General features: G+C 37.2%; 23 protein-coding genes. 13 read left to right on the forward strand and 10 right to left on the reverse strand.

The features are described from left to right. Window positions 1–225 precede the first annotated feature (225 nt). A complete protein-coding gene (locus NST91_RS14560) occupies window positions 226–1,455 on the reverse strand; it encodes an IS110 family RNA-guided transposase (RefSeq protein ID WP_341330810.1) in 1,230 nt (409 codons plus the stop codon). Window positions 1,456–1,882: 427 nt separating this feature from the next. Between NST91_RS14560 and NST91_RS14565 the strand changes: the two genes are divergently transcribed. Genes NST91_RS14565 through NST91_RS14575 form a run of 3 tightly spaced genes read left to right on the forward strand, consistent with a single transcriptional unit; the run spans window position 1,883 to window position 3,457 of the window. Further along, window positions 1,883–2,779, forward strand: coding sequence for a TIGR01777 family oxidoreductase (locus NST91_RS14565; protein WP_341331725.1), 897 nt, complete (start codon window positions 1,883–1,885; stop codon window positions 2,777–2,779). A 57-nt stretch (window positions 2,780–2,836) separates the two neighbouring features. After that, window positions 2,837–3,040, forward strand: coding sequence for a zinc ribbon domain-containing protein (locus tag NST91_RS14570; protein ID WP_121448601.1), 204 nt, complete (start codon window positions 2,837–2,839; stop codon window positions 3,038–3,040). Window positions 3,041–3,061: 21 nt separating this feature from the next. Next, window positions 3,062–3,457 carry a secondary thiamine-phosphate synthase enzyme YjbQ gene (locus NST91_RS14575; RefSeq protein ID WP_341331726.1) on the forward strand — a complete coding sequence of 132 codons (396 nt, stop codon included), beginning with the start codon at window positions 3,062–3,064 and terminating at the stop codon, window positions 3,455–3,457. 24 nt (window positions 3,458–3,481) lie between these two features. On the opposite strand, the gene NST91_RS14580 is transcribed toward NST91_RS14575, so the two are convergent. After that, window positions 3,482–4,726: a TolB family protein gene (locus NST91_RS14580; protein WP_341331727.1), complete on the reverse strand. Its 1,245-nt coding sequence runs from the start codon at window positions 4,724–4,726 to the stop codon at window positions 3,482–3,484. Between the two features lie 140 nt (window positions 4,727–4,866). Between NST91_RS14580 and NST91_RS14585 the strand changes: the two genes are divergently transcribed. The 4 genes from NST91_RS14585 (at window position 4,867) to NST91_RS14600 (ending at window position 6,986) form a co-directional block, all read left to right on the forward strand. Next, the gene (locus tag NST91_RS14585) at window positions 4,867–5,385 is read left to right on the forward strand and encodes a YfiT family bacillithiol transferase (protein WP_341331728.1); all 519 of its coding nucleotides are present in this window, start codon (window positions 4,867–4,869) and stop codon (window positions 5,383–5,385) included. 92 nt (window positions 5,386–5,477) lie between these two features. Then, complete coding sequence (ybaK, locus tag NST91_RS14590) at window positions 5,478–5,963, forward strand: Cys-tRNA(Pro) deacylase (RefSeq protein WP_341331729.1); 486 nt, start codon at window positions 5,478–5,480, stop codon at window positions 5,961–5,963. Between the two features lie 402 nt (window positions 5,964–6,365). Continuing rightward, complete coding sequence (locus tag NST91_RS14595) at window positions 6,366–6,812, forward strand: DUF5392 family protein (protein ID WP_341331730.1); 447 nt, start codon at window positions 6,366–6,368, stop codon at window positions 6,810–6,812. A gap of 15 nt (window positions 6,813–6,827) precedes the next feature. Further along, window positions 6,828–6,986: a hypothetical protein gene (locus NST91_RS14600; protein WP_341331731.1), complete on the forward strand. Its 159-nt coding sequence runs from the start codon at window positions 6,828–6,830 to the stop codon at window positions 6,984–6,986. A 23-nt stretch (window positions 6,987–7,009) separates the two neighbouring features. Here NST91_RS14600 and NST91_RS14605 read toward each other — a convergent pair whose 3' ends face one another. Together NST91_RS14605 and NST91_RS14610 are read right to left on the reverse strand one after the other, a co-directional pair. Next, window positions 7,010–7,465, reverse strand: coding sequence for a CBO0543 family protein (locus tag NST91_RS14605; RefSeq protein ID WP_341331732.1), 456 nt, complete (start codon window positions 7,463–7,465; stop codon window positions 7,010–7,012). Further along, complete coding sequence (locus NST91_RS14610; protein WP_341331733.1) at window positions 7,392–8,531, reverse strand: DUF2515 domain-containing protein; 1,140 nt, start codon at window positions 8,529–8,531, stop codon at window positions 7,392–7,394. The genes NST91_RS14605 and NST91_RS14610 overlap by 74 nt, the downstream gene beginning before the upstream one ends. A 72-nt stretch (window positions 8,532–8,603) precedes the next feature. Between NST91_RS14610 and shc the strand changes: the two genes are divergently transcribed. Then, window positions 8,604–10,490, forward strand: coding sequence for a squalene--hopene cyclase (shc, locus tag NST91_RS14615; RefSeq protein WP_341331734.1), 1,887 nt, complete (start codon window positions 8,604–8,606; stop codon window positions 10,488–10,490). Between the two features lie 17 nt (window positions 10,491–10,507). Here the strand turns inward: shc and NST91_RS14620 are convergent, their stop codons facing one another. After that, a complete protein-coding gene (locus tag NST91_RS14620; protein WP_341331735.1) occupies window positions 10,508–11,296 on the reverse strand; it encodes a hypothetical protein in 789 nt (262 codons plus the stop codon). A 133-nt stretch (window positions 11,297–11,429) separates the two neighbouring features. Here NST91_RS14620 and pepF point away from each other — a divergent pair, with 133 nt between their 5' ends. Then, window positions 11,430–13,220, forward strand: a complete 1,791-nt coding sequence (pepF, locus tag NST91_RS14625; RefSeq protein WP_341331736.1) for an oligoendopeptidase F — start codon at window positions 11,430–11,432, stop codon at window positions 13,218–13,220. A gap of 34 nt (window positions 13,221–13,254) precedes the next feature. On the opposite strand, the gene fumC is transcribed toward pepF, so the two are convergent. After that, a complete protein-coding gene (fumC, locus tag NST91_RS14630; protein WP_341331737.1) occupies window positions 13,255–14,643 on the reverse strand; it encodes a class II fumarate hydratase in 1,389 nt (462 codons plus the stop codon). A gap of 145 nt (window positions 14,644–14,788) precedes the next feature. Here fumC and NST91_RS14635 point away from each other — a divergent pair, with 145 nt between their 5' ends. Next, window positions 14,789–16,987, forward strand: coding sequence for an ATP-dependent helicase (locus tag NST91_RS14635; protein ID WP_341331738.1), 2,199 nt, complete (start codon window positions 14,789–14,791; stop codon window positions 16,985–16,987). Between the two features lie 1,215 nt (window positions 16,988–18,202). Here the strand turns inward: NST91_RS14635 and NST91_RS14640 are convergent. Then, window positions 18,203–18,541 (reverse strand): LapA family protein, encoded by a 339-nt coding sequence (locus NST91_RS14640; protein ID WP_341331739.1) that lies wholly within the window; start codon window positions 18,539–18,541, stop codon window positions 18,203–18,205. Window positions 18,542–18,679: 138 nt separating this feature from the next. On the opposite strand from NST91_RS14640, the gene NST91_RS14645 reads away from it, so the two are divergent. Genes NST91_RS14645 through NST91_RS14655 form a run of 3 tightly spaced genes read left to right on the forward strand, consistent with a single transcriptional unit; the run spans window position 18,680 to window position 20,601 of the window. Then, a complete protein-coding gene (locus NST91_RS14645) occupies window positions 18,680–19,282 on the forward strand; it encodes a class I SAM-dependent methyltransferase (RefSeq protein WP_341331740.1) in 603 nt (200 codons plus the stop codon). Window positions 19,283–19,284: 2 nt separating this feature from the next. Next, a complete protein-coding gene (locus NST91_RS14650; RefSeq protein WP_341331741.1) occupies window positions 19,285–19,569 on the forward strand; it encodes a DUF3219 family protein in 285 nt (94 codons plus the stop codon). Between the two features lie 15 nt (window positions 19,570–19,584). Continuing rightward, window positions 19,585–20,601, forward strand: a complete 1,017-nt coding sequence (locus NST91_RS14655; RefSeq protein WP_341331742.1) for an LLM class flavin-dependent oxidoreductase — start codon at window positions 19,585–19,587, stop codon at window positions 20,599–20,601. A 32-nt stretch (window positions 20,602–20,633) separates the two neighbouring features. Here NST91_RS14655 and NST91_RS14660 read toward each other — a convergent pair whose 3' ends face one another. The 3 genes from NST91_RS14660 to phnE all read right to left on the reverse strand — a co-directional run bounded on the left by NST91_RS14660 (window position 20,634) and on the right by phnE (window position 23,367). After that, window positions 20,634–21,734, reverse strand: a complete 1,101-nt coding sequence (locus NST91_RS14660; protein WP_341331743.1) for an AI-2E family transporter — start codon at window positions 21,732–21,734, stop codon at window positions 20,634–20,636. 85 nt (window positions 21,735–21,819) lie between these two features. After that, window positions 21,820–22,557, reverse strand: a complete 738-nt coding sequence (phnC, locus tag NST91_RS14665; RefSeq protein WP_341331744.1) for a phosphonate ABC transporter ATP-binding protein — start codon at window positions 22,555–22,557, stop codon at window positions 21,820–21,822. A gap of 54 nt (window positions 22,558–22,611) precedes the next feature. Then, window positions 22,612–23,367: a phosphonate ABC transporter, permease protein PhnE gene (gene phnE / locus NST91_RS14670; protein WP_341331745.1), complete on the reverse strand. Its 756-nt coding sequence runs from the start codon at window positions 23,365–23,367 to the stop codon at window positions 22,612–22,614. Window positions 23,368–23,373: the final 6 nt, after the last annotated feature.

The raw sequence follows: 23,373 nt of genomic DNA on the forward strand, positions 1-23,373 counted from the left end.
TTTAATTTCAAATCTATTATACTCATTTTTCCAAACCAACACCATAAAATGGTAAACTATTTATACATACAGCAAAAAGTCCTGCGGTAATATGTCAAGTACCAAAATCTAAGGAATTGGAAATTGTAAGCCAACCAATACCTAAAAAAGACAATACTTAAGAAACCCAGTAAGATATTAAACCATTTACTGGAAAACATTGAAGGATTTAGGATGTTTTATCCTTTAGTTATTCACCTTCCTTCTTGGCGTGTAGACTTGATCGTTGCGTAGCAGCGCATCGACCAACCGCACAAGTTTTCTTGCCGTTAAGACGAGTGCTCTTTTGTGTTGATGCTTAGGAACCTCACGATATTTTTTCAGGTAGTATGCCCGAAATTCAGGTTCATTTCGTTGAACCGAGTTGGCAGCTTCAACAAGGTAATAACGAAGAAATCTATTTCCTGAACGTATCATTTTGGTTTCCTCAGCTTGGAACTTGCCTGATTGATGCTTGGACCATGTAAGTCCACTATATTTGGCAATGGAAGCTTGGTTATCAAAGCGATCAATTTGTCCAATTTCGGCTAAAATACCAGCGGTATAGACTGGGCCTATTCCTGGAATCGTCTGTAAGGTATTAGGGATACCTTCTAGAAGCTTTTGGATGGCTTTGTCAAGTTCTTTAATCTGTTTAGTTATACTACGGATGGACTCTATTGAAGTCCCTAATAATAGGTCGATAGAATCTTCCACACACTTTGATAATCGGTAGGAAGATCTCGCAGCCTTTTGAATGGATTTCGCCACACACTCGGCGTCAGTAAAGCGATTTTTGCCCTTATCTTGAAGATAATTCGCAAGTTCTTGAAGATCCATTGAGCTAATTTCATCTAAGCTATATTGTTCAAGAAATAGCTCTAACATGGCATTTCCAAAAACCGAACTATCCACTTCAGTCGTAAAGGAACTACACTTATAAAATAAGTGTTGCAGAAAATATTGCTTTTCTCGCGTTAGGTTATGAACGAGATGATATCTCATTCTTGTCAACCTTTGAAGAGCAATAAATTGTTCCTGCATGACCGCCGTTAGTGGAAGACGTCCAAACCGTAAGCGATCTGCAATAATCCAAGCATCGACTTGGTCTGTTTTATCCAGGTCAACATATGACTCTTTAAATTTTTTAATTAGTTTTGGATTAATAGTAAAGACTGTTGTTTTAAATTCTTTAAGAGATTCATCCTCGTGAAAAAACATAGCAGGATGCCAACTATAGACTGAAGTGGCCTCCATCCCGATTTGAATCTCGGAAATTGAGTTACTTTGGGCTATCTTGACAATCAGATCTTTCAGATAAGATGCCCCTGTCAAATTGTTGTCAACAGTGAGAGCAGTTAATGCTTTTCCTTCAAAATTCATGACACAAGCTTTCATATCTTGAGAGCTAACGTCTATTCCAACAAATAATTTCATGGTGGCTAACCTCCTTTCAATCTAGGATCAAGGGAAGGACTCTTCGGGATATCCCCAGTGTACTTGTCGGTCAATCACCCTCGCGTATTAGAACTCACTTTGGTCCATGAGCTGCCTGGAAGCTGCAACTTCCAGCATGGGCTGCCAAAGGGAACAGCCTGCGGGTTAGAAGTTCGAACAAGGACTGGGGAGACAGACTTTTGTAGTAGTCAAAGCTACAGGAGATGATAGAAATCCCCCAAACGATCCTAAGACCATTATCTAGGGACATCACGAAAAGTCCACCCTTTGGAAAACTTTTTCAGATGGTGGGGGGCTAGCCCCCCACTATCTGAACTAACATCTATAGAATTATCAAAGAACAATATTTTAATTGGAAATTACCTCGAAAGAGGACTATAAACTTACTATACGAGGGGATGGAGCGATGAAAAAGAAAATCGTCCTTGCGGGTGGTACTGGGTTTGTGGGTACTTACTTTAATAAAAAATTCACTGAACTTGGCTATGAAGTTAAAGTTATTTCTAGAAATGCACCAAACATAACGTGGAAGGATAAAACGGGGATTATACAAGCTTTAGAGGATGCCGAAATGCTGATAAACCTTGCCGGAAAGTCCGTCAATTGCAGATACAATGAGAGAAACAAACAAGAAATTCTCAATTCACGAACTGAAACGACAAAACTATTGGGGGATGCAATAAAAGAATGTAACAATCCACCCTCCTTATGGATTAATTCTAGTACAGCTACTATCTATCGCCACGCGGAGGACAGACCGATGACCGAGGAAAACGGGGAAATTGGTAGTGGTTTCTCAGTGGAAGTAGCAAAAAGATGGGAGGAGGCCTTTTTTTCCTTTATATTACCGAAAACAAGGCAAATAGCACTACGTATTTCGATCGTCCTTGGTTCAGATGGAGGGGTAATGATACCTTATAAAAATTTAGTTCGCTTTGGACTAGGTGGAATTCAGGGTCCTGGAACTCAGAGATTCAGTTGGATTCATATTGAGGATTTGTTCAAAATCATTCTTTACATTCAGGAACACAACCACTTATCAGGGGTATTTAATTGTTCAACACCGAACCCTATTACAAATCGTGATTTGATGAATGCACTTAAAAGAGCTTTCAATCGGAAACTAGGTTTGCCTGCACCAGCTTGGCTTCTTGAACTTGGTGCGATTTTTATTCGAACGGAAACGGAACTAATTTTAAAAAGTAGGTGGGTTATTCCAGAACGCCTTGTAAAAGAAGGTTTTATTTTTAGCTATCCCACAATCGACCAGGCTCTTGCACAAATAATAAATCAAAAATGTTGAAACTATTTTCCCATATAACCGTAAATAATACTATTAAAACGTAATGGAGGAGATTTTATGCAAAGTAAAGGTTGCGTTAAATGTGGGAGTACGAATGCCGGAACGAAGGATGTTTCGATGACAGGTTCAGGGATTACAAAAATGTTAGATATACAAAATAATCGTTTTACTGTGGTATTTTGTAAGAATTGTGGATACTCTGAGTTTTACAACAGGGATTCTTCGAAAGCATCAAACATACTTGATTTATTCTTTGGATAATATGAAGGAGACAAATTAATCATGTTGCAACAGTTCACTATACAAACAAATAAGCGAGACCAAATGATAGATGTAACAGATAAAGTCCAAGAGGTAGTTGATCAAAGTGGAATGAAAGGGTGCGTAGTGGTCGTATATTGCCCCCATACTACAGCTGGAATAACGATAAATGAAAATGCGGACCCTGATGTGAAACGGGATATGTTACGTCGTTTCGATGAGGTCTACCCATGGCATCATGAGCTAGACCGTCATATGGAAGGAAATACTGCAGCTCATTTGAAGGCAAGTACTGTTGGCGCATCACAACACGTAATTGTGACAGAAGGACGTTTACTTTTAGGGACATGGCAAGGTATTTACTTTTGTGAGTTTGATGGTCCACGAACACGTACCTTTTATGTGAAAATCATATAAAAAGGCGAATCCTGATAGATTCGCCTATTCACCGTTGTAAAAAACAATTTCATCTATATCGTGAATCCACTCCTTAGCATCAGTACCATCAGGATTTGCCTTCCAAAGTGTTCTTTTATGATCAAGGATAGATGCGCCTCTAGTCCATACCAGTTTATTAATAGAAGGGACAAATTGTGGACTAAAGTCTCCAACACCACTTGGAGGTTCGGTTATTTTTATTTGATTATTTGCTTTTAAATCAATACGAACAAGATAAGGACGGGGATGCTTGCTAAAATCATTGGTCCATTCCTGTTCGTGGACACGAGAGACAACAATCGATTCGTTTGATAGCCAATCAAAGTCCAATTCTGCGTAGTCTGCTGGAGTATACGTACTTGAAACTGGCATTTCCCGAACCTTTAAATCTTTGTTTTTAAAGCCAAAGACAATTCTTCCGCCACCCGCAATATACGCAAGTGTATCTGCACTTGGGGACCATTTCGGTTTTCCTACTCCGAAAATAATTTCATCCAATACTTCAAAATTTTCCCCTTTGCTATCAATCACGCAAAGCATATTGCTGTCCATTGACCATGATGCAGTAGGAGAAACGATAAACGAGATCCATTTTTTACTTGGTGAGTATTCAAAATGATCCGCATACACGGCAATTAATTTATTTTCTTTCGTTGTTCCAACTTCTCGCGGAAGTTGAAAAAAACGTTCAACCCCACCATATAAATCAATGTCATGGTAATTATCGTTTACCTTTTTGGTATAAAGTGTCGCGCTTGTCCATCCGTCAGGCTGCAACACACCTGAGGAAGAAAGGAGGAAGCCGCTTCCATCTGGAAGCCAACTGAAGCCATGCACACCTGTTGCAATATTATAGAAACGGATAAGATCAGAGATATCTAGGATTCCACTAGCATTAAAAGCGACCACATTATCCGTCGGAGACCAGGTTGGTGCATAGCCATCATAGAATAATTTCTGTTTCTCACCAGTTTTTACATGATAAGCCCATATCTCAGATTGTTGTTGGTCCTTTTCAAACTCTGATGGTGTAGAGAGTTGATATAAAATCCACTTTCCATCGTGGGACCAAGAGGGCTTTGAGTATACATTTTTTGATGAAGTAATTTGAATTTCTTTGTCATTCATGAATAACCAAACATCACCATCTCGTATAAAACTTGCTTTTATAGAATGTTGGCTTTCTGCAAAGATAGGGATAGGAACAAACAAAAGTAAGCAAACTGTCATTATCAAATATCGATACATCTAAATTCCTCCTTTTTTCTCATATATACCTTAATTTCTATCTAAAATCCTCGGAGTATGTGTAGCAGAAATTTTTCCAAGTATTTGTTAAAATGGGAATAAGCCTTACATTTTTGAATTTCTTTAGGAGGGGAATATGGATGGATGAACGTTATCCGATAGGAGAATTCCAATTTCAGGGGGATTTAACAGAAGAATTAATCACCAATTGGATTAAGGAGATTGAGAAATTACCAGGATTGGTGAGGGCAGCAGTGAATGAATTGTCAGACCAACAGCTTGACACACCTTATCGTGAAGGTGGATGGACACTTAGACAGGTTGTTCACCATATTGCAGACGCATCGATGAATTCATATATTCGTTTTAAATTAGCCGCAACAGAAAATAATCCAGTTATTAAACCGTATGACGAAGCCGAGTGGGCAAAGCTTGCAGATTCGACTCTACCAGTTGATGCTTCATTAGCGATTATCGAAGGTGTTCACAAGCGATGGGTGACTCTTCTACAAAACTTCGGAAAGGGCGATTTCCAATTGACCTATGTTCATCCAGAAGGTGGCGAAATGAAACTGGGTGTATTTTTAGGATTCTGCGCTTGGCATGGTAATCATCATCTTGCACATATCACAACATTGTCTACAAGGAAAGGCTGGTAAAATTTTCAGGAAAAGCGGTGCCATTAAAAGCATAGCTTTTCCGATCAACTTTAATTATCATAAACCTACATATATTTATTGGAGGTCAAATAATGGCAAAGGGACAAACAAAGACAAATGCCATGAGAATTTTAGATTCAAAAAAAATTCCATATGAAATCTATACCTATGAAGGCAATGATGGAAAAATTGATGGGGTTTCTGTGGCAAAAAAGGTCGGAATAGACCCCAAACTGGTCTATAAAACACTTGTTGCTCACAGCAATACAAAGGACATCTTTGTGTTCGTGATTCCAGTAGAGGAAGAACTTGATCTTAAAAAGGCAGCAACCGTATCCGGTGTTAAAAAAGTAGAGATGATACCGGTTAAGGATATCCAAAAACATACAGGATACATTAGAGGTGGGTGTTCTCCGATTGGTATGAAAAAAACATATTCAACTTTTATTGACGAACATTCTAACGATCTTGATCGTATTGTTGTAAGTGCAGGTAAAATCGGAGTGCAAGTGGAGATAAAAGTAGATGACCTAATTTCCACCACTAATGGTAGTATCGCAGATATCATTAAAGCGTAAGAAGTACCATACCGTGACACAATCCTCGAAAAACTCAATAAATGAATTCAATCAAAACTTTCCATAGTCGGAAGGTTTTTTTAGTGGATCGTCTGATATTTTTGAAGAAACGAAAGTCCTAAATGAGAAGATTTCCCTCTCAATATCTTTAAAGGGTTGTTGGGAAAACGCTAATATGTTAATATATGAGTATCAAATATTTAAACTTAATACCCTTAAGGGGAGTAGCTTTAACAGCAAAGTCGTCAATACAGAGAATCGTTCTCTCGGCTTTGTTGGCAACTATGATGTTGTTAGCAAGACCTTACCAATAATACGGTATAGGTCTTTTTTGTCTTTTGAGGCCTATATCATTAAGATATAGGCTTTTTCTCATCCACTTAAAAGGAAGGGGAGTTCATAATGAATATATTTACAACGAAAAATTTCCCATTATTTATTACGAAGGAGCTTGAGCAGCTACATAAGAAAATTAGTCCGATCATGGATAAAACCTCTAAATATATATTCTGGTCATTTCCATTGATCACGATTTCACTTATCAACTTAGGATTCTTATTATTTTTCATGCCGTTTACAAATGAAGCAATTCCATCACTTGTTATATATGCAATACTCGGAGCTATTGGATTTGCATTATCAAAGGAAGCAAAATTTAAGAAAAAAGAAATTGAGGATATATCCTCCGAATATATCATTGAAAGAATTAAAAAGAGTGATGTTGTAACAGAAGGGCGTCAAAAAGACTATATTTCGAGACTACAAAGTCAGCCTAAGCTTGCTCTACATTTTTTTATTGAATTTTTAAATGAGGAAAAACAAAGAGAAAATCGAAATCTTTATTCCTAAAGGAGTCTTAAAAATATGAAAGAACCTATTGCCGAAGGAAAGTTGAAGGAAACAGCACCCGCAAAAAAAGCAATGACGAAAAAAACAATCCACCAAATCCTAATTAAGTTGCAGAGCCAAGGAGTAAATGCATCCCTAAGTAAAAAAAGAAGCAAACTTGCTTTAGGATCATAAAGACAAAACCTGACCCTTTTGAGTCAGGTTTTTTTCGTAGTTACAACATAATAAACAACAAGCATTAGTAATAAATAGACTGTATATCCAAAAAGTGAATAATCATGTTTCCAAGATATATCGTGAACAAACCAGCCGAAGTCTTCAGACATTTTTTCTCCGCATGCCATGGTAGAAGCAAGTACTAACACAGCAACAAGCTTTCCAAACAAATTCAGTTTTTGACAGATCGAAAGAAATACAACTAACATTACTGGTAAACCTAGTAGGGTAAATCCTACATTAACGGAAAACACTTCAGGAAAAGGACGCTTCGGAAAAGAGTACAAGCCTTTACCAACAAAATATAGGTCGAGATATGTCCCTATAAGAGTACCAAAAAGGACGGTAACTAAGAGGCCAAAATTAATCCAAAATGGAAATGGCCTTCTTAGCAATTGCTGCGAGTTCGAATTTTTCAAGCGTTTTACAATATTCATTTTGTATCTCTCCATCTACGTTTTCGTGATCATCCATAAGGTAATGAATAACTTCCCAATCCTTATACCAATCCCCAATTTCAACAGGCTTATGTTTTCTATTTTTCCAAGCCAATTCTAATCGCGGACTATATATTCTTGGTGAACCTTTTGTAAGTTCACAGGATCTCACACGTGATTTTAATAATGTACCAGGCAAGCCTTCATCCACTTGATTAAAAATATGCGGCCAGTAATCCTTTCTAGACCCTGTATGTTGGACTTTATTAGCCCACATCTCCACTTGTTTCAGCCTCTCTTTATCCCTAAATAAAATGGCATACAATCGTTTTCCTAACAAAATACGTTCTCGAACACTTTTAAAGTGATGGAGGGTTTGACCAATCAAGTAAGTTTTTCCTTTTTCTTCGAACGGAAAAAGAATATGGTTTAAATCGAATAAATCCTGCAACTTAAATTGCACTGTATCGAGGACTTCTTTTTTATACGTGCTGTTAGATATGATTCGCTTTTCAAGATAGCTTTGCTCGTTAATTATTTGAGCCATTGTTAATAGATATGTGTCTTGTTTCACCCAGAAATAACTCCACATCGTTTCCATAAAAATCGAAACATGAAAATGAGGGAGCAGGTAAAATAAATTTCGCCGATATTGTTTACTAGCCTCATAGAGTAAGAATTGTGGAAAAGCATCCTGAAAAATTAACCAGTTCCCACGTTCCAAAAAAGAAAAATAAGACTCTGCTTCTTTCTGTGTTAACAATCTTGAAAGCTGGCCACCTTTTAAATCTGTCATATTCCACCCTCCATTCCTGGACACCATATGTCCAAGGAATGCCCAATGGATTTCAGGGTGAGCATGATAGAAATCCAGATATGCTTTTGTCCTCGTAATATTATTCAAATTGAGACTTCCCGTTATCGCATGTATTCGCTGAATCAAATACTGCTCTTCTACTGACAGTGGTGGCATCATTTTTTGTCTTTGACGTCTTTTAAGCGCTTTTTTGATTTGCAAAAGAGATTCAGAGAGTGGAAGCTTCTTCTTTTGGAAAAATTTGCACATCTGTTGACCTCCTCTATGAATGCTCGCGGATTCCGCTGAATATGTATGGAGTAGGTTGAAGGGAGGTGTTTTATGTTAGACAAGGTTAATATCAAATTACATGATCTGATTGAAAAAGTTAGGAAGGACCAGTCTCCAAATGGCTCATGGAAGTATCCGTTTGAAACAGGAATTTCAACCGATTGTTATATGATTATCTTATTAAGAAGCCTTGAAATAAATGATGAGAAGTTAGTTCAACAATTAACAGAAAGGATTTTAAGTAGGCAAGAAAAGAATGGGGCATGGAAACTTTTTTATGATGAAGGAGATGGAAATTTATCCGCGACTGTGGAGGCATATTATGCACTTCTATACTCAGGTCTTATTAAAAAAACAGACCCAAGAATGAAACGTGCGAAATCGTTTATCGTGAAAAATGGAGGTCTTAAGAAATCCCATATGTTCACAAAATTCATGCTAGCCTTAACAGGGCAGCAAAAGTGGCCAACATTTTTTCCGCTACCACTTGAAATACTTCTACTTCCCACTTCGTTTCCTATCCATTTTTATAGTTTTTCAGAATTCGGCAGGGCAAATCTCACTCCGATTATGATTCTTGCTGATAAAAAATTTCAACTTAGAACAAAGAATAGTCCAGATTTATCTGAATTAACCAGTAAAAGAGAAGAAGATGTCTTTGAATTTCGACATTCACCCGAATGGCGGTCATTTTACTCTGGAATTCAGCAGGCAGTCAAAGGTTTAATTGGGTTACCTACACATCTTCACCAATTAGCAATTGAACAAGCAAGACAATACATGTTACGCCGGATAGAACCTGATGGAACTTTTCTAGGTTATTTTAGTTCGACATTTCTCATGATTTTTGCTTTACTTTCCTTGGGCTATCCTAAAAATCATCTATTGATTAGAAATGCGGTTAACGGCTTAAAGACAATGAAAACCGAAATAAATGGCCAAACTCATATGCAATATACCACTGCAGATATATGGAATACTTCGCTTCTTGGGTATGCTTTACAAGAAGCAGGGGTACCAGCATCAGATCCAATGATTAAAAAAGCAAACCACTATTTATTTAATCGGCAACATTACAAGTATGGGGATTGGGCAATCCAGAATCCAACAGCTCTTCCTGGAGGATGGGGTTTTGCAGACATGAACACCATACACCCAGATGTGGATGATACAACATCTTCACTGAGATCAATAGCAAGAACGATAAAAAAAGAGCCCATTAACAGACAATCTTGGCAACTTGGATTACAATGGCTTATGACCATGCAAAACGATGATGGGGGATGGCCGGCTTTTGAAAAAAATACGGATAGTAAGCTACTAAGCTTGTTACCGATCGAAAAAGCAGAATATATTTTAACAGATCCATCGTCAGCAGATGTAACTGGCCGAACACTTGAGTATCTGGGGAAATATACAAATCTGCCTAAAGATCATCCTTCTATAAAATCAGCCATAAGATGGCTAACAAACAACCAAGAGGAAAATGGCTCATGGTATGGGCGATGGGGAATCTGTTATATATACGGAACATGGGGAGCGGTTACAGGATTACGAGCTGTTGGTGTGCTACCAACGTATTCGGCTATAAAAAAAGCGATTATCTGGCTTGAATCCATTCAAAATCAGGATGGAGGATGGGGTGAATCTTGTAGGAGCGATAGTAAAAATAAATATGTTCCATTAAAAACAAGTACATTAACACATACCGCCTGGGCGCTGGATGCCCTTATTTCAGTAAGTGAAAAACGAACAAAAGCCATTGATAATGGGATTCGATTTCTTCTTGAAAATGTAGACCGAGATGACTGGACGACAAACTATCCGAAAGGGCAGGGGATGGCAGGAGATTTTTATATTCACTATCACAGCTACCGGTATATATTCCCGTTACTGGCACTCTCACACTATCAAAAGAAGTATCCCAAAAAAAGCTAAAAGAACAAAATGCTCTTTTAGCTTTTCTTTAGTTTTGATGGATTGTTGATTTTATAGTGAACTGGGTCTTCAATGATGAACTCTTCTTCAACGTCCTTACCCTTTGCAAGTCGCTTTTTCACGATTTTGGCATCAAATTCAAGGGTATTTCCGGGTTCAAGCTCTAATTTCTTTAATGTCTTTGAATGAGAACACCAAGCCAGTCCAATTTCAGTTGGTTCTTCTTGTTGAATAACCACATTCTCAAGAACAATGACTTCATCGTTATCCTCATTAAAATGGTTCCATGTTAACGCGAATTGCTTGACCTTAGCGGTAAAATGAACCTTATCTGCTGGCAGTTCAATTTTTGGTGTTTTTTCTTTTTTCGCTTTCTTTTCGGGTTGTTGTTCTTTTTTAACTGCTGGTTTCTTTTCAGTTGTTTCCGGCTTCTCTGCAACTACCTTGCTTACAGTTTCCTTTGTCTTCGGCTGAGATACATTTGCGTCTGAAATAGCAGCTTTTGTAAAGCTTGGTGACTGCATCTCTTTTAAATAAGCAGGGTGAATACAAGTGAGATTCCCATCTTGAAACTCAAGGACGATTGTATTGTGTTCCCCGGTCTTACCGTACACCTCATATCCTTTGATTGTAACAATTCGCTGATGTGTTCTTTCTTTGTACCAGTATTCCTTTTTTACGGAAAGGCCCCATTCTCGAACCTTCTCTTCATAGTGGGCATCATCAACAAATGTTTCATACTCATTTTTTGGTGGGAGATATACAGTTCCGCCTGAGTCCTCTACATGAGGCAATTTGTTCGCCATGTATGAACATCCTTTCACTTTTTACAAATTTATGTAATTCATATAAAATATAATGAAACATATCTATCTCATATCATATATTTCTTTCTTACATAATAAAAGTAATTTCAATTTAATTCAAAGGAGAATTGCGATGACAACTACCTATTCATCTCGAACTGAAGTGCCTGAACAGGAGAAATGGAATTTAAATGATCTCTATTCTGATCTAAGCAAATGGGAGGAAGACTACAAACTCATTGAAAAGATGGGGGAGGAGCTAGGAAAATTTGATGGAAATATTCATGACGGACATTCGTTATGTGAGTATTTAACCTTGAGTGAAAAACTATCTTTCCATTTTAACAAGCTTTTTGCCTATGCCATGTTAAAGGTCGATGAAGATACACGAGTTACCAAATCACAATCCTATTTAGACCGAGCTAAACAGCTTAGTGTAAAGGTGAGCACGAAGAATTCCTTTTTCATGCCGTTCTTATTAAGCTTAGAGGAAGAAACGTTAAAGCATTACATTGCCGAGGAAGAAGGACTTCAGTACTTTGAAAAAGAATTACTTGAATCGTACCGGTACAAACCACATGTTTTAAACAAAGACCAAGAAGAGATTCTCTCACAATTAGGTGAGGCACTTTCTGCACCAAGTACAACATACGGTATGATTAATAATGCGGATATTCGCTTTGGTAAAATCACGAAGGGTGACGGTGAGAAGGTAGAGTTAACGAGAGGAATGTATGCAAAGCTGATCGAGGATGAGGATCGCGAAAAGCGAAAAGAAGCTTATAAAGCCTATTATGAGCCATATGTTCATTTAAAAAATTCAATTGCTTCGACTTTATCTGCCGCGATTAAAAATAATGTGACCATTTCAAAACTACGTCATTATCCATCGGCACTTGAAAAAGCATTATTCGGAGATAATGTTCCAAAAGATGTCTATGAAAACCTAATCGAAACAACAAAGAAAAACATCAGTGCCATGCACAAATACACAAGCATCCGCAAGGAAAAATTAGGTCTTGATGAGCTTCGTCAGTATGACTTAAGTGTACCACTCGTTAGCGGGGCAAAGAAGGATATTTCGTATGATGAAGCATTTGAAATTATGTGCAGTGCACTTGCTCCATTAGGCGAAGATTATATTCAAACACTGAAGGATTTTAGAACCTCGCGTTATTTCGATGTACGGGAAACTCCTGGAAAACGTTCTGGAGCCTATAATCTAGGTGTGTATGGTGTACATCCATATATTTTGTTGAACCATCAGGATGACTTAGACAGCTTATTTACATTGGTTCATGAATGTGGCCATGGCGTACACAGTAAGCTAAGTTCTGAGCATCAACCGCAAATTACCGCACGTTACAGTATTTTTGTCGCTGAGGTAGCTTCAACAGTTAATGAAGTTCTTTTGATCAACTACTTATTGAACAATGAAGCAAATGAAGAGGTTAAGAAATTCTTAATCAATCACTTTATCGATAAATTTAAAGGAACTTTCTTTACCCAAGTGATGTTTGCGGAGTTCGAAAAGAAAACGCACGAAATGGCAGAACAAGGATTGCCTTTAAATGTTGACTCGTTTAGTGAAGTATATGAGGGATTATTTAGAGAGTATCATGGTGAGGACCTTGTGTTTGATGATGAAGTAAAATATGGTTGGTCCCGAATCCCACATTTCTACCGACCATTTTACGTTTATAAATACGCAACTGGGTTTGCATCAGCGATTCATATTGCTACCAAAATTTTAGAAGGGGACAAAACAACACTCACTTCTTATCTTCAATTTTTAAAAAGCGGCAGCTCCGACTACCCGCTAGAATTGTTGAAAAAGACAGGGGTAGACCTTACTACTCCATACCCAATTGAAAACTCATTAAAGAAATTTAATGAATTAGTAGAGCAATTTTCTCAGTTATAAAAATGATAGCCTTCCGAGTGTGGAAGGCTATTTTTTATTCCTTTGGATGTACCATTTGTTCAGGTTTTACATATTGATCAAACTCAGCTTCTGTTAGAATTCCTAAATGTATGGCAGCCTCTTTTAAAGAAGTTTCGTGTTTATGAGCATGCTTCGCAATTTTCGCTGCTTTTTCATAGCCGATATGTGGGTTTAATGCCGTAACAAGCATCAAAGATTCGTGCAGGTATTTAGAGATAACTGCCTCATTTGCCTGAATACCAACGGCACAGTTGGTATTAAACGATTCCATCGAATCAGCTAAAAGTCTAACGGATTGAAGGAAATTATAAATGATCACTGGTTTAAACACATTAAGCTCAAAATTGCCTTGACTCGCTGCGATTCCGATTGTTGCATCATTTCCCATGACTTGAACCGCAACCATTGTAAGTGCCTCACTTTGAGTCGGATTTACTTTCCCTGGCATAATCGAACTACCGGGCTCATTTTCCGGGATTGTTATTTCACCGATCCCACAACGTGGCCCACTTGCTAGCCATCTGACATCATTGGCAATTTTCATCAAGTTAGCTGCCAATCCTTTTAATGCTCCGTGAGCAAATACGATTTCATCATGACTGGTTAACGCATGGAATTTATTCTCGGATGAATAAAAGCCAAGCTTCGTGTGTTCTGCAATTTCCTTCGCTACTTTCTCCCCAAACAAAGGGTGAGCATTAATCCCCGTACCTACTGCCGTCCCACCTATGGCAAGGGCGAGCATTTTTTCGGTAGACTCCTTGATCATTTCCTTAGATCGTTTCAACATGTGAACCCAACCACTTATTTCTTGGCCGAGTGTTAATGGTGTAGCATCTTGAAGATGAGTTCTTCCGATTTTTACAATGTTAGCAAATTCTTTTTCCTTGTCTTCTAATGTTGTCTGCAACTTTTGAATAACAGGAAGGAGGCGTTCATTAATAGCTTTCACACCAGCAATATGCATGGCCGTTGGGAAGGTATCATTTGAGCTTTGACTCATATTAACGTCATCATTTGGGTGAATTCGTTCATCAATCCCGTTATCCTTTAACCATTGGTTAGCCCGGTTAGCGACGACTTCATTTACATTCATATTACTTTGCGTACCGCTGCCTGTTTGCCATACAACGAGCGGAAAATGGTCAACTATTTTTCCTGATAAAATTTCATCACACGCGTAAATAATCGCTTTAGTTTTATTGGCATTTAACTTCCCTAGCTTTTCATTTGCAATGGCGGCACTTCGTTTTAAAATCGCAAAGGCTTCAATCACTTCTTGTGGCATTTTTTCCGTCCCAATTCGAAAGTTCTCCTTGCTTCGTTGGGTTTGGGCAGCCCAGTATGCATCAGCTGGAACCTTTATTTCGCCCATGGTATCTTTTTCAATTCGATAATCCAAGATAATCACCTCAAATTTTCTTCTCTCTATAAAGTACCATTTATACCCTTGTTTTATGTCATAGCTTGTTTGGATTTCAACATCCTTGTCAATAAAATTAATAGACTTTATAATTGTATTTTGAGTATAAAGGAGGTGTGCTAACATGAATAAAGGGGAAAGCTTTTTTCATCGAAAAAAGGAACAGCTTGGTGTCCAATTAAATAATGTTCAAAAACAGGCCGTCCTTCATAGAAGGGGACCTTTGCTCTTATTAGCATCACCTGGTTCGGGTAAAACAACCACAACCATTATGAGAATTGGGTATTTAATTGAAGAAGAAGGAGTCCATCCTTCACGAATTAAGGCTGTAACCTTTAGCCGTGCGTCCGCAGCTGACATGAAAGATCGATTTGCTCGCTTCTTCCCGGAACAATCCCTAGACACAGTGGATTTTTCAACCATTCATAGTTTGGCATTCCAGGTCGTACGAGATTATTTGTATAAACAACAAATTTCATATCAATTAATTGAAGGAAATCAAGAAGGTGGACCTAATAAAAAACAACTGTTACGGCAAATTTTTAAATCATTGAATGGTGAGAACATTACGGAAGAACAGCTTGAAGAGTTAACCACCTATATTAGTTATATTAAAAACAAGCTACTTCCTCGTGATGAGTGGGATAAGATTGAGTGTGATATTCCATTAGTCGAAGCCATTTTTGAGGAATATGAAAAGATAAAGAATGCAAATCATAATCATCTTTTACTTGATTATGATGATATGCTGACGATAGCAAATGATGCATTTTCAAATGATGAACCTATTCTGAGGAAATATCAAAATCGCTATGATTACCTCCTAACAGATGAAAGCCAAGATACCTCGCTTGTTCAGCATGCGATTATTGAAAAACTAGTGAAGCCCCACCAAAACTTATATGTTGTGGCGGATGATGATCAATCGATCTATTCTTGGAGAGGAGCGGAGCCGAAGTATTTACTTGATTTTAAAAAAGTATATCCAAGCGCCGTTATCCTTAAAATGGAACAGAACTATCGTTCGTCTAAGGATATTGTTCATGTAGCAAATCGTTTTATCAAGCGAAATAAAAACCGCTATGATAAAAATATGTTCACCGAAAATCCGAATCAAAAGCCGATTGTGATTAAAGAATTTGAGGATTATCGGTTTCAAGCAAAATACATTGTCCAAGAAATTGATCGTGTAGACGAGAAGAAGGATGTCGCTGTACTATATCGGAATAATTCATCTTCCATCAATTTAATCAATGAGCTTGATCGGAGTCAAATTCCCTTTTATATCAAAGACTCAGATAATCGTTTCTTTTCGCATTGGGTCGTTAAAGATGTATTAAATTTTATGAGAATGACGTTTACAGATAAACGAATCGATATTTTTGAACAAATATATACGAAATGTGGATTTTTTCTATCAAGGGAACAATTGTTCGGATTAGCAAAAAAGAAGCCAACGGAATCCATCTTCGATCAACTGCTACAAAATAAAGGTTTAAAAGACTATCAAATAAAACAAATTCAAGCATGCAAAAAAACTTTCCAACAAATGAAAGGGACAAAGCCACTTAAGGCGATAAAACTCATAAGAAATCAACTTGGCTACGATAAAACACTTAAAGAAATGAGTAAGAAGCTTGGATTTAAAACGGATTATTTATTTGGTGTGCTTCAAACACTTGAGGAAATAGCAGATACTCTTGAAACAATGGAACAATTCGCTGAACGACTAAAGCATTTAGAAAATCTATTAAAGACGTCAAAGTTTAATAAGAATAAAGATGCCATTACCCTTTCTACTTTTCACAGTTCAAAAGGGCTTGAGTTTAAAAAGGTGTATATGATTGATTTGATAGAAGGTGTGATTCCTTCACATGACGAGATTAATGCATATAAAGAGGGTAACCGTAATTTAATGGAAGAGGCTGTCCGGTTGTTTTATGTAGGAATGACACGCGCGGAACAGGAACTCGAACTATTATCCTATAAAAAACAAAATGGGAAAGACGTTACAGATTCACGATTTGTCGCAAATGTAAAAAATATCATCTCTCCACCGGTTAGAGTCGAGCAGGCCATACAAAAGAAGAAGCCGGTCCGTGAAAAGACGGTTGTCCCATATAATCCAAATGCGATTAAAAAGGGAGACGACATCGAAGAGGGAATGGCTGTAAAGCATCGTGTATTTGGTCACGGAACAATCTTGTCGGTTACAGGTGAAAGAATTGAAATTCAATTTCAGAAAGAACGAAAAGCACTGCTCCTTGAAACTTGCTTAGAAATGGGGTTATTGGAGCCGGCGGATGTGGTGAAGGTAAAATAGGATCACGATGAATTGAAGAATATTTCTTTGAAAACAAGCAAACATTATTATAATCTTCGTGCCTTGATGAAGAGCATAACCCTTATAAGTGGCAGTCTTTATGATCTTCATTACCTTAATGAAGATCATAACTCTATTAAATATGAGCCTTTATGTTCTTCATAAACTCGATGAAGAACATAACTCTATTAAATATCAGACATTATGTTCTTCATAACCTTGATGAAGAACATAACTCTTTTACATTTCAGCGTTTATGTTCTTCATAACCTCGATGAAGAACATAACTCTTTTAAATGGCAGTCTTTATGATCTTCATTACCTTAATGAAGATCATAACTCTATTAAAAATCAGACATTCTGTTCTTCATAACTTTGATGAAGAACATAACTCTGTTACATTTCAGCCATTATGTTCTTCATAACCTCTATGAAGATCATAACTCTTTTAAATGGCAGTCTTTATGTTCTTCATAACTTTGATGAAGAACAGAACTCTTATAAATGACAGACATTATGTTCTTCATAACCTTGATGAAGAACATAACTCTTTTAAATGACAGACATTATGGTCTTCATAACTTTGATGAAGAACAGAACTCTGTTACATTTCAGCCATTATGATCTTCATAACCTCTATGAAGATCATAACTCTTTTAAATGGCAGTCTTTATGTTCTTCATTACCTTAATGAAGATCATAACTCTATTAAATATCAGACATTATGTTCTTCATAACTTTGATGAAGAACAGAACTCCTCTAAATGACAGACATTATGTTCTTCATAACTTTGATGAAGAACAGAACTCTTATAAATGACAGACATTATGTTCTTCATAACCTTGATGAAGAACATAATCTATTCCATTTCCGCCTTTATGTTCTTCATAACCTTGATGAAGATCATAACTCTTTTACAATTCAGCCTTTATGTTCTTCGTAACTTTGATGAAGAACAGAACTCTTCTAAATGACAGACATTATGATCTTCATATCTTTGATGAAGATCATAACTCTATTACATTTCCGCCTTTATGTTCTTCATAACCTTGATGAAGATCATAACTCTTTTACATTTCAACCATTATGATCTTCATAACCTCTATGAAGATCATAACTCAATTAAATATGAGCCTTTATGTTCTTCATAAACTCGATGAAGATCATAACTCTTATAAATGACAACCAATAACTTCTTCAACCTAATAATGTCATCATTGATTTTGATTCTCCGACTCGTCCTCATTAGCCTTTTCTGAAGAATCATTACTTTTTTTCTCTACTGGTTTTTCCTCAACTTTTACACTCTTAAGTTGTTCAATTTCTTTCTCTAGCTTTTTAATTTGACGTTGCTGCCTATATTGACGAAGAATCCCAAACATGCCCACGATTAAGCCTCCGAGTAAGGCTGAACCCAAAATAATTAAAATAAGCGGGATTTCTGAATAACCAAACACATAATTAACTCTAACAGAATCCACGTTCACTACCGCAAAGATTGCTACAATAAGTGCAAATAATAGTCCTAAAATTAAATTCCACTGGAATCTCAAAACATACAACTCCTTAACCAAGGTTATTTTTATCTTACCCATTTTAGCATTACATGTTCCTACTGCATACCAATTATTCGAAAATCATAACCCTCTTATTATATAATCTAGGTAATTGAGGCTAATGGAGTTGAAAGAATGAGTTCATTATTTCCGTCGCTATACGATTATTTTATGAAACCACTTGAAAAAAGAAAGCTCAGCTCGATTCGTCGCCGTCTGCTCAAAAAAGCAACTGGACAAGTACTCGAACTAGGTTCTGGAACAGGTATCAATTTCCCGCTTTACCAGAACGTTCAAAGTGTCACCGCAATCGAACCTAATCCACTAATGACAGAGAGAGCTGTTAACAATAAATCACAAGCTATTGTGCCGATTGACATTGTTCAAGCAGGTGCTGAAAACTTACCTTTTGAAGATGAAACATTTGATACTTTAGTAGCAACACTTGTGTTTTGCACGATTCCAGACGCTGAAAAAGCGATACTAGAAATGAAAAGGGTTTGTAAACCGAATGGAACAATTCTCATGTTAGACCATGTAAAAATGAGAAATCCATTTTTATCAAAACTACAGGATTGGCTTACCCCTGCTTGGAAAAAAGTATGTGATGGATGTTGTTTAAATCGGGAAACAGAAAAACTCGTGAGTCAAAATGGATTAAAAATCATTGAACGTAAAGAATTTTATAGTGGATTATTCATTGTGATGGAAATAAGAAATAGTAAAGAGGAGTGCTGACAATGGTTACAGCAATATACTTAGACGATTATAAATTGAACGTTATAGATTACGATGAAGAGATAAAAAATGGGTTATTGTTAGTGAAGGTTAATTTCAACGTAACAACCGAAGAATACCATGATGTAACAACATTATTATACAAAGGAATTTTTCACTTAAAAGTACCAGATCAACATATAGATTGTAAAGTGAATATCCAGGAATACTCAACTTCAATCACGAATCTTTATGAAAAAGAACAGATTGGACTTTTCAGACTGACTCTTTGTGAAATAGAAGAATAGAAGGGAGTCAAAAATATGCGATTAAGTATTTTAGATCAAGCTCCCATTTCTGCAAATCAAACACCACAAGAAGCATTGGTGGAATCAATGAAACTAGCCCAAGCAGGGGAGCGATTAGGATATATTAGATATTGGATTGCTGAGCATCACGACTTAACAGGATTAGCCTGTCCTGCACCTGAGGTGATGCTTGGTTATATCGGAGCTCATACCAAATCAATTAGAATCGGTTCTGGCGCTGTTTTGCTCCCACACTATAAACCTTATAAAGTAGCTGAGGTCTACAACATGCTCGGAACACTTTTTCCCGATCGTATTGACATCGGAATTGGAAGGGCTCCTGGTGGTTCTGCAGAAGCGACCAATGCATTATCTGATAATTTTTTGCAACAGGTTTGGAAAATGCCAGAATCAATTGATATGCTTTTACATTTCATACATCGTGATTTTCCACCTGGCCATGAATTTGCAAACGTAAAAGCTGCTCCAATCCCAGAAACACCGCCAGTTCCTTGGCTTTTGGGAACAAGCAAAAAGAGCGCTATACTCGCTGCTGAAAAAGGGCTAGCTTACACCTTTGGGTTATTTATGAGCGACAATGATGGCGAAGAGATTGTAAGAGAATATCGTAAAAACTTTGTAGAGCGAAAAGAAGGAGACAAGCCACAAGTAATTGTTACAGTTTCTGCCATTTGTGCTGAAACACAGGAAAAAGCCGAAGATATTGCGTTAAGTTCTTATATCTGGGGGAAGCAAAGAGATAAGAAAGAAGGTAGCTGGGGAATCCCCTCCATTTCAGAAGCGAAGGAATACCTAAAAAAGGAAAATCTTTACGAGGGTTTTGAAAAAATGAAACAAAAAGTCATCATTGGAGACCCAATGGAAGTGAAGAATAGACTCTTTGAGCTTCAACAAGCATATCAAGCCGATGAACTAATGATCGTAACCATTACACATTCTCCTAAGGATAGACTCAAATCCTATGAATTAATAGCAAGAGAGATGGGCCTTAAAAGTATTTTATCAGACTAAAAACCACGGAACATAAGTCCCGTGGTTTTTATTTAGACATCTGTTGTTAGTTCGGCCTTCTTCTTGGCTTTCAGGAACCTCACAATATTGATGACAATCGTTTTGATAACCGCATAGGTTGGAATGGCTAGGATCATTCCTAATACTCCTGCCAGATTTCCAGCTGCAAGTAAAAGAATAATAATCGTAGCAGGGTGTGTATCCAATGTTTTACCAAGGATAAGTGGAGAAAGCACATTCCCTTCAATTTGCTGAGCGACGACAATCACTAAAACGACTAACAATGCTTTCGCAGGTGAGTCAAATAAACCAACAATGACTGCTGGTGCACCACCGAGAAATGGTCCGACATACGGAATAATATTCGTCACTGCAACAATTAATGCCATAACAAGTGCAAACGGTAAGTCAATAATTAAATACCCAATAAATGATAGGGTTCCAACTGCTAAAGCTACAGTAACTTGCCCTTGAATATAAGCAGAGAGTGTCTCACCGGTTTCTTTTAAGATGGTTAAAGCCTCGTCTCTATAATCGGTAGGAAAAAATCTTGCAATTGCTTGAGGGAAACGGTCGCCATCTTTGAACATATAAAACAAAAGGAACGGCACAGTCACAAGAATAATTGCAATATTCGTCACAAAGCCAATAATTTGCGTTATACCACCCGTTATACGGTTTGGAAGAGTATTTGCAAAAGCAATTAGTTTTTCTTCAATCGTTTTTAAAAGCTCCTGTTGTTCATCTTGAATCCACTTAAATTCCGAGGACTTTGTAACATTCTCAAAAAAGTCCATCACTTGGTTGGCATAACCAGGTAGGGCATTACCTAAGGCTGAAAATTGTTTTGTAATAACCGGGACTAAGTTTCCGACTGCTAACATTATTAACCCAAAAAACGCTACGTAAATAATGATGATCCCTATACTCTTTGGAACTTTATGGCGATGTAGAAATTTGACGACAGGATTTAATAGAAAATAAAGAAATCCAGTAATCAAAATTGGGAAAAAGATGGTAGAGAAAAACACACCAATTGGTTCAAACAGAAAGGTAATTTTCGTTGAAACATAGATAATCGTTAAAATCAATAGGATCTGAATAAGCCAGTATTGTAATTTCTTTTTCGTCAAAGCATGTACCTTCTTTTCTATTAATATAAAAAATTATATCAATTCAAGAAAAAGAAAACAATTACTTCCTCTCAATGGATGCTTTTCATGAATGGTATGTTTGTCTATAAATTTCTTCAGTAAAATGTTCAGGTTTTCCGTCAAAAATGATTTCACCACTTTTTAGAGCTATAATTCTTGAAGCAAATTGTTTTGCTAGTTCAACATCATGTAGATTCATAACGGAAAGGAGTCCATGGCGCTCATGCAATTCCTTTAATAAAGAGATTATACGATTAGCCGTGCCTGGATCTAAGCTTGCCACCGGTTCATCTCCTAAAAACACACGAGGTTTTTGTAATAAAGCGCGTGCAATTCCAACACGCTGCTTTTGACCACCACTCAAATGCTCAATCCGACGATTTTCAAATTCAGAAAGACCGACAACTCCTAACACACGTTTTGCTTGATCAATTTCTTCGTTCGAAAAGATCCCGAGTAAATTCCTCATAGAACTCCGATAACCAAACATCCCTGTTAATATATTTTGCAATACGGTCAAGCGGGGAATGAGGTTAAAATGCTGAAAAATCATTCCGATTTCTCTCCGTACGTGGCGTTGTTCTTCACTCGTTTTATTTGTAAATCGTTCTCCATCCAAAAATACTTCACCACTTGTTGGCTGTTGAAGACCGTTCATACAACGGATGAGCGTTGATTTACCCGCACCGCTTTTGCCAAGCACACAAACAAATTCTCCTTCAACTAGGTGAAGATTTACTGTTTTCAATGCAGGTCTATTTGTATTTGGATAGTACACCGTTACATCCTTCAACTCAATCATTACACACATACCCCATTCAAAGCGTCATTGCTTCTTTGTACAGATTTATCAACTTCAAATCACTTTATTCCGAACATAACTTCCAAACGAGTCCACAATAATGACAATTACCATGATGAGTAAAACGTCCAACGATACAGATGAATATTGAAAACTTTTAAAGTCATTAAAAAGACGCTGCCCAATCCCGCCACCTCCAATAAATCCGAGTATGAGGGAAGTGCGGATCGCAACCTCAAACCGATAAAAATATTGTGATAAGACATTTGGCCAAATTTGCGGTAGGATGCTAAAAAGAGATGCTAACCAGTTTTTTGTTCCAACAGCTCTCATGGCTTCCTGTGGACCGGGTTCAGCTGATTCAATCAATTCGGAAATTAATTTTCCAAGAACACCTATATTGTGAAACATTATAGCTAACACAGCAGGAAAGGGGCCAAGCCCCAGTGCCGTTAATAAAATCAATCCGAACACAATTTCCGGTATTGAACGGACAAAGCTCATTAAGATCCGGACTACATTGTAAATTATGCCCGATGGAGAGGTGTTCTTGGCCCCAAGAAAGCTAATCGGTAACGCGATGATAAGCCCGAAAAAACTTCCTAGAAATGCCATCGCAAGGGTCTCAACACTATCCCATAACAATAGAGGTAATGCTGTAAAATCAATAGGAAACCATTGTGAAAGAAAATCTATCATATTTCGAAAATCACGAAATTTTGATAAGTCGAATTCGGTTAATCTCATACTAACAAAAATTGCAATAACCAATAGAACTACAGTTAGAAAAGTAGTTCGTTTAAACCACATATGAAT

It is taken from the genome of Ferdinandcohnia sp. FSL W7-1320, from assembly GCF_038050315.1.
GTDB lineage: Bacteria > Bacillota > Bacilli > Bacillales > Bacillaceae_L > Ferdinandcohnia > Ferdinandcohnia aciditolerans.

Excerpts from the sequence above, each read along its gene's own strand:
- NST91_RS14605 (WP_341331732.1), bottom strand. The coding sequence starts at position 7,465 with ATGAATATTGTAAAACGCTTGAAAAATTCGAACTCGCAGCAATTGCTA.
- NST91_RS14655 (WP_341331742.1), top strand. The coding sequence starts at position 19,585 with ATGCGATTAAGTATTTTAGATCAAGCTCCCATTTCTGCAAATCAAACA.
- NST91_RS14570 (WP_121448601.1), top strand. The coding sequence starts at position 2,837 with ATGCAAAGTAAAGGTTGCGTTAAATGTGGGAGTACGAATGCCGGAACG.
- NST91_RS14595 (WP_341331730.1), top strand. The coding sequence starts at position 6,366 with ATGAATATATTTACAACGAAAAATTTCCCATTATTTATTACGAAGGAG.
- NST91_RS14635 (WP_341331738.1), top strand. The coding sequence starts at position 14,789 with ATGAATAAAGGGGAAAGCTTTTTTCATCGAAAAAAGGAACAGCTTGGT.
- phnE (WP_341331745.1), bottom strand. The coding sequence starts at position 23,367 with ATGTGGTTTAAACGAACTACTTTTCTAACTGTAGTTCTATTGGTTATT.
- NST91_RS14585 (WP_341331728.1), top strand. The coding sequence starts at position 4,867 with ATGGATGAACGTTATCCGATAGGAGAATTCCAATTTCAGGGGGATTTA.
- NST91_RS14600 (WP_341331731.1), top strand. The coding sequence starts at position 6,828 with ATGAAAGAACCTATTGCCGAAGGAAAGTTGAAGGAAACAGCACCCGCA.
- NST91_RS14575 (WP_341331726.1), top strand. The coding sequence starts at position 3,062 with ATGTTGCAACAGTTCACTATACAAACAAATAAGCGAGACCAAATGATA.
- NST91_RS14620 (WP_341331735.1), bottom strand. The coding sequence starts at position 11,296 with ATGGCGAACAAATTGCCTCATGTAGAGGACTCAGGCGGAACTGTATAT.
- NST91_RS14610 (WP_341331733.1), bottom strand. The coding sequence starts at position 8,531 with ATGTGCAAATTTTTCCAAAAGAAGAAGCTTCCACTCTCTGAATCTCTT.
- ybaK (WP_341331729.1), top strand. The coding sequence starts at position 5,478 with ATGGCAAAGGGACAAACAAAGACAAATGCCATGAGAATTTTAGATTCA.
- pepF (WP_341331736.1), top strand. The coding sequence starts at position 11,430 with ATGACAACTACCTATTCATCTCGAACTGAAGTGCCTGAACAGGAGAAA.
- phnC (WP_341331744.1), bottom strand. The coding sequence starts at position 22,557 with ATGATTGAGTTGAAGGATGTAACGGTGTACTATCCAAATACAAATAGA.
- NST91_RS14560 (WP_341330810.1), bottom strand. The coding sequence starts at position 1,455 with ATGAAATTATTTGTTGGAATAGACGTTAGCTCTCAAGATATGAAAGCT.
- NST91_RS14645 (WP_341331740.1), top strand. The coding sequence starts at position 18,680 with ATGAGTTCATTATTTCCGTCGCTATACGATTATTTTATGAAACCACTT.
- NST91_RS14580 (WP_341331727.1), bottom strand. The coding sequence starts at position 4,726 with ATGTATCGATATTTGATAATGACAGTTTGCTTACTTTTGTTTGTTCCT.
- NST91_RS14650 (WP_341331741.1), top strand. The coding sequence starts at position 19,285 with ATGGTTACAGCAATATACTTAGACGATTATAAATTGAACGTTATAGAT.
- NST91_RS14565 (WP_341331725.1), top strand. The coding sequence starts at position 1,883 with ATGAAAAAGAAAATCGTCCTTGCGGGTGGTACTGGGTTTGTGGGTACT.
- shc (WP_341331734.1), top strand. The coding sequence starts at position 8,604 with ATGTTAGACAAGGTTAATATCAAATTACATGATCTGATTGAAAAAGTT.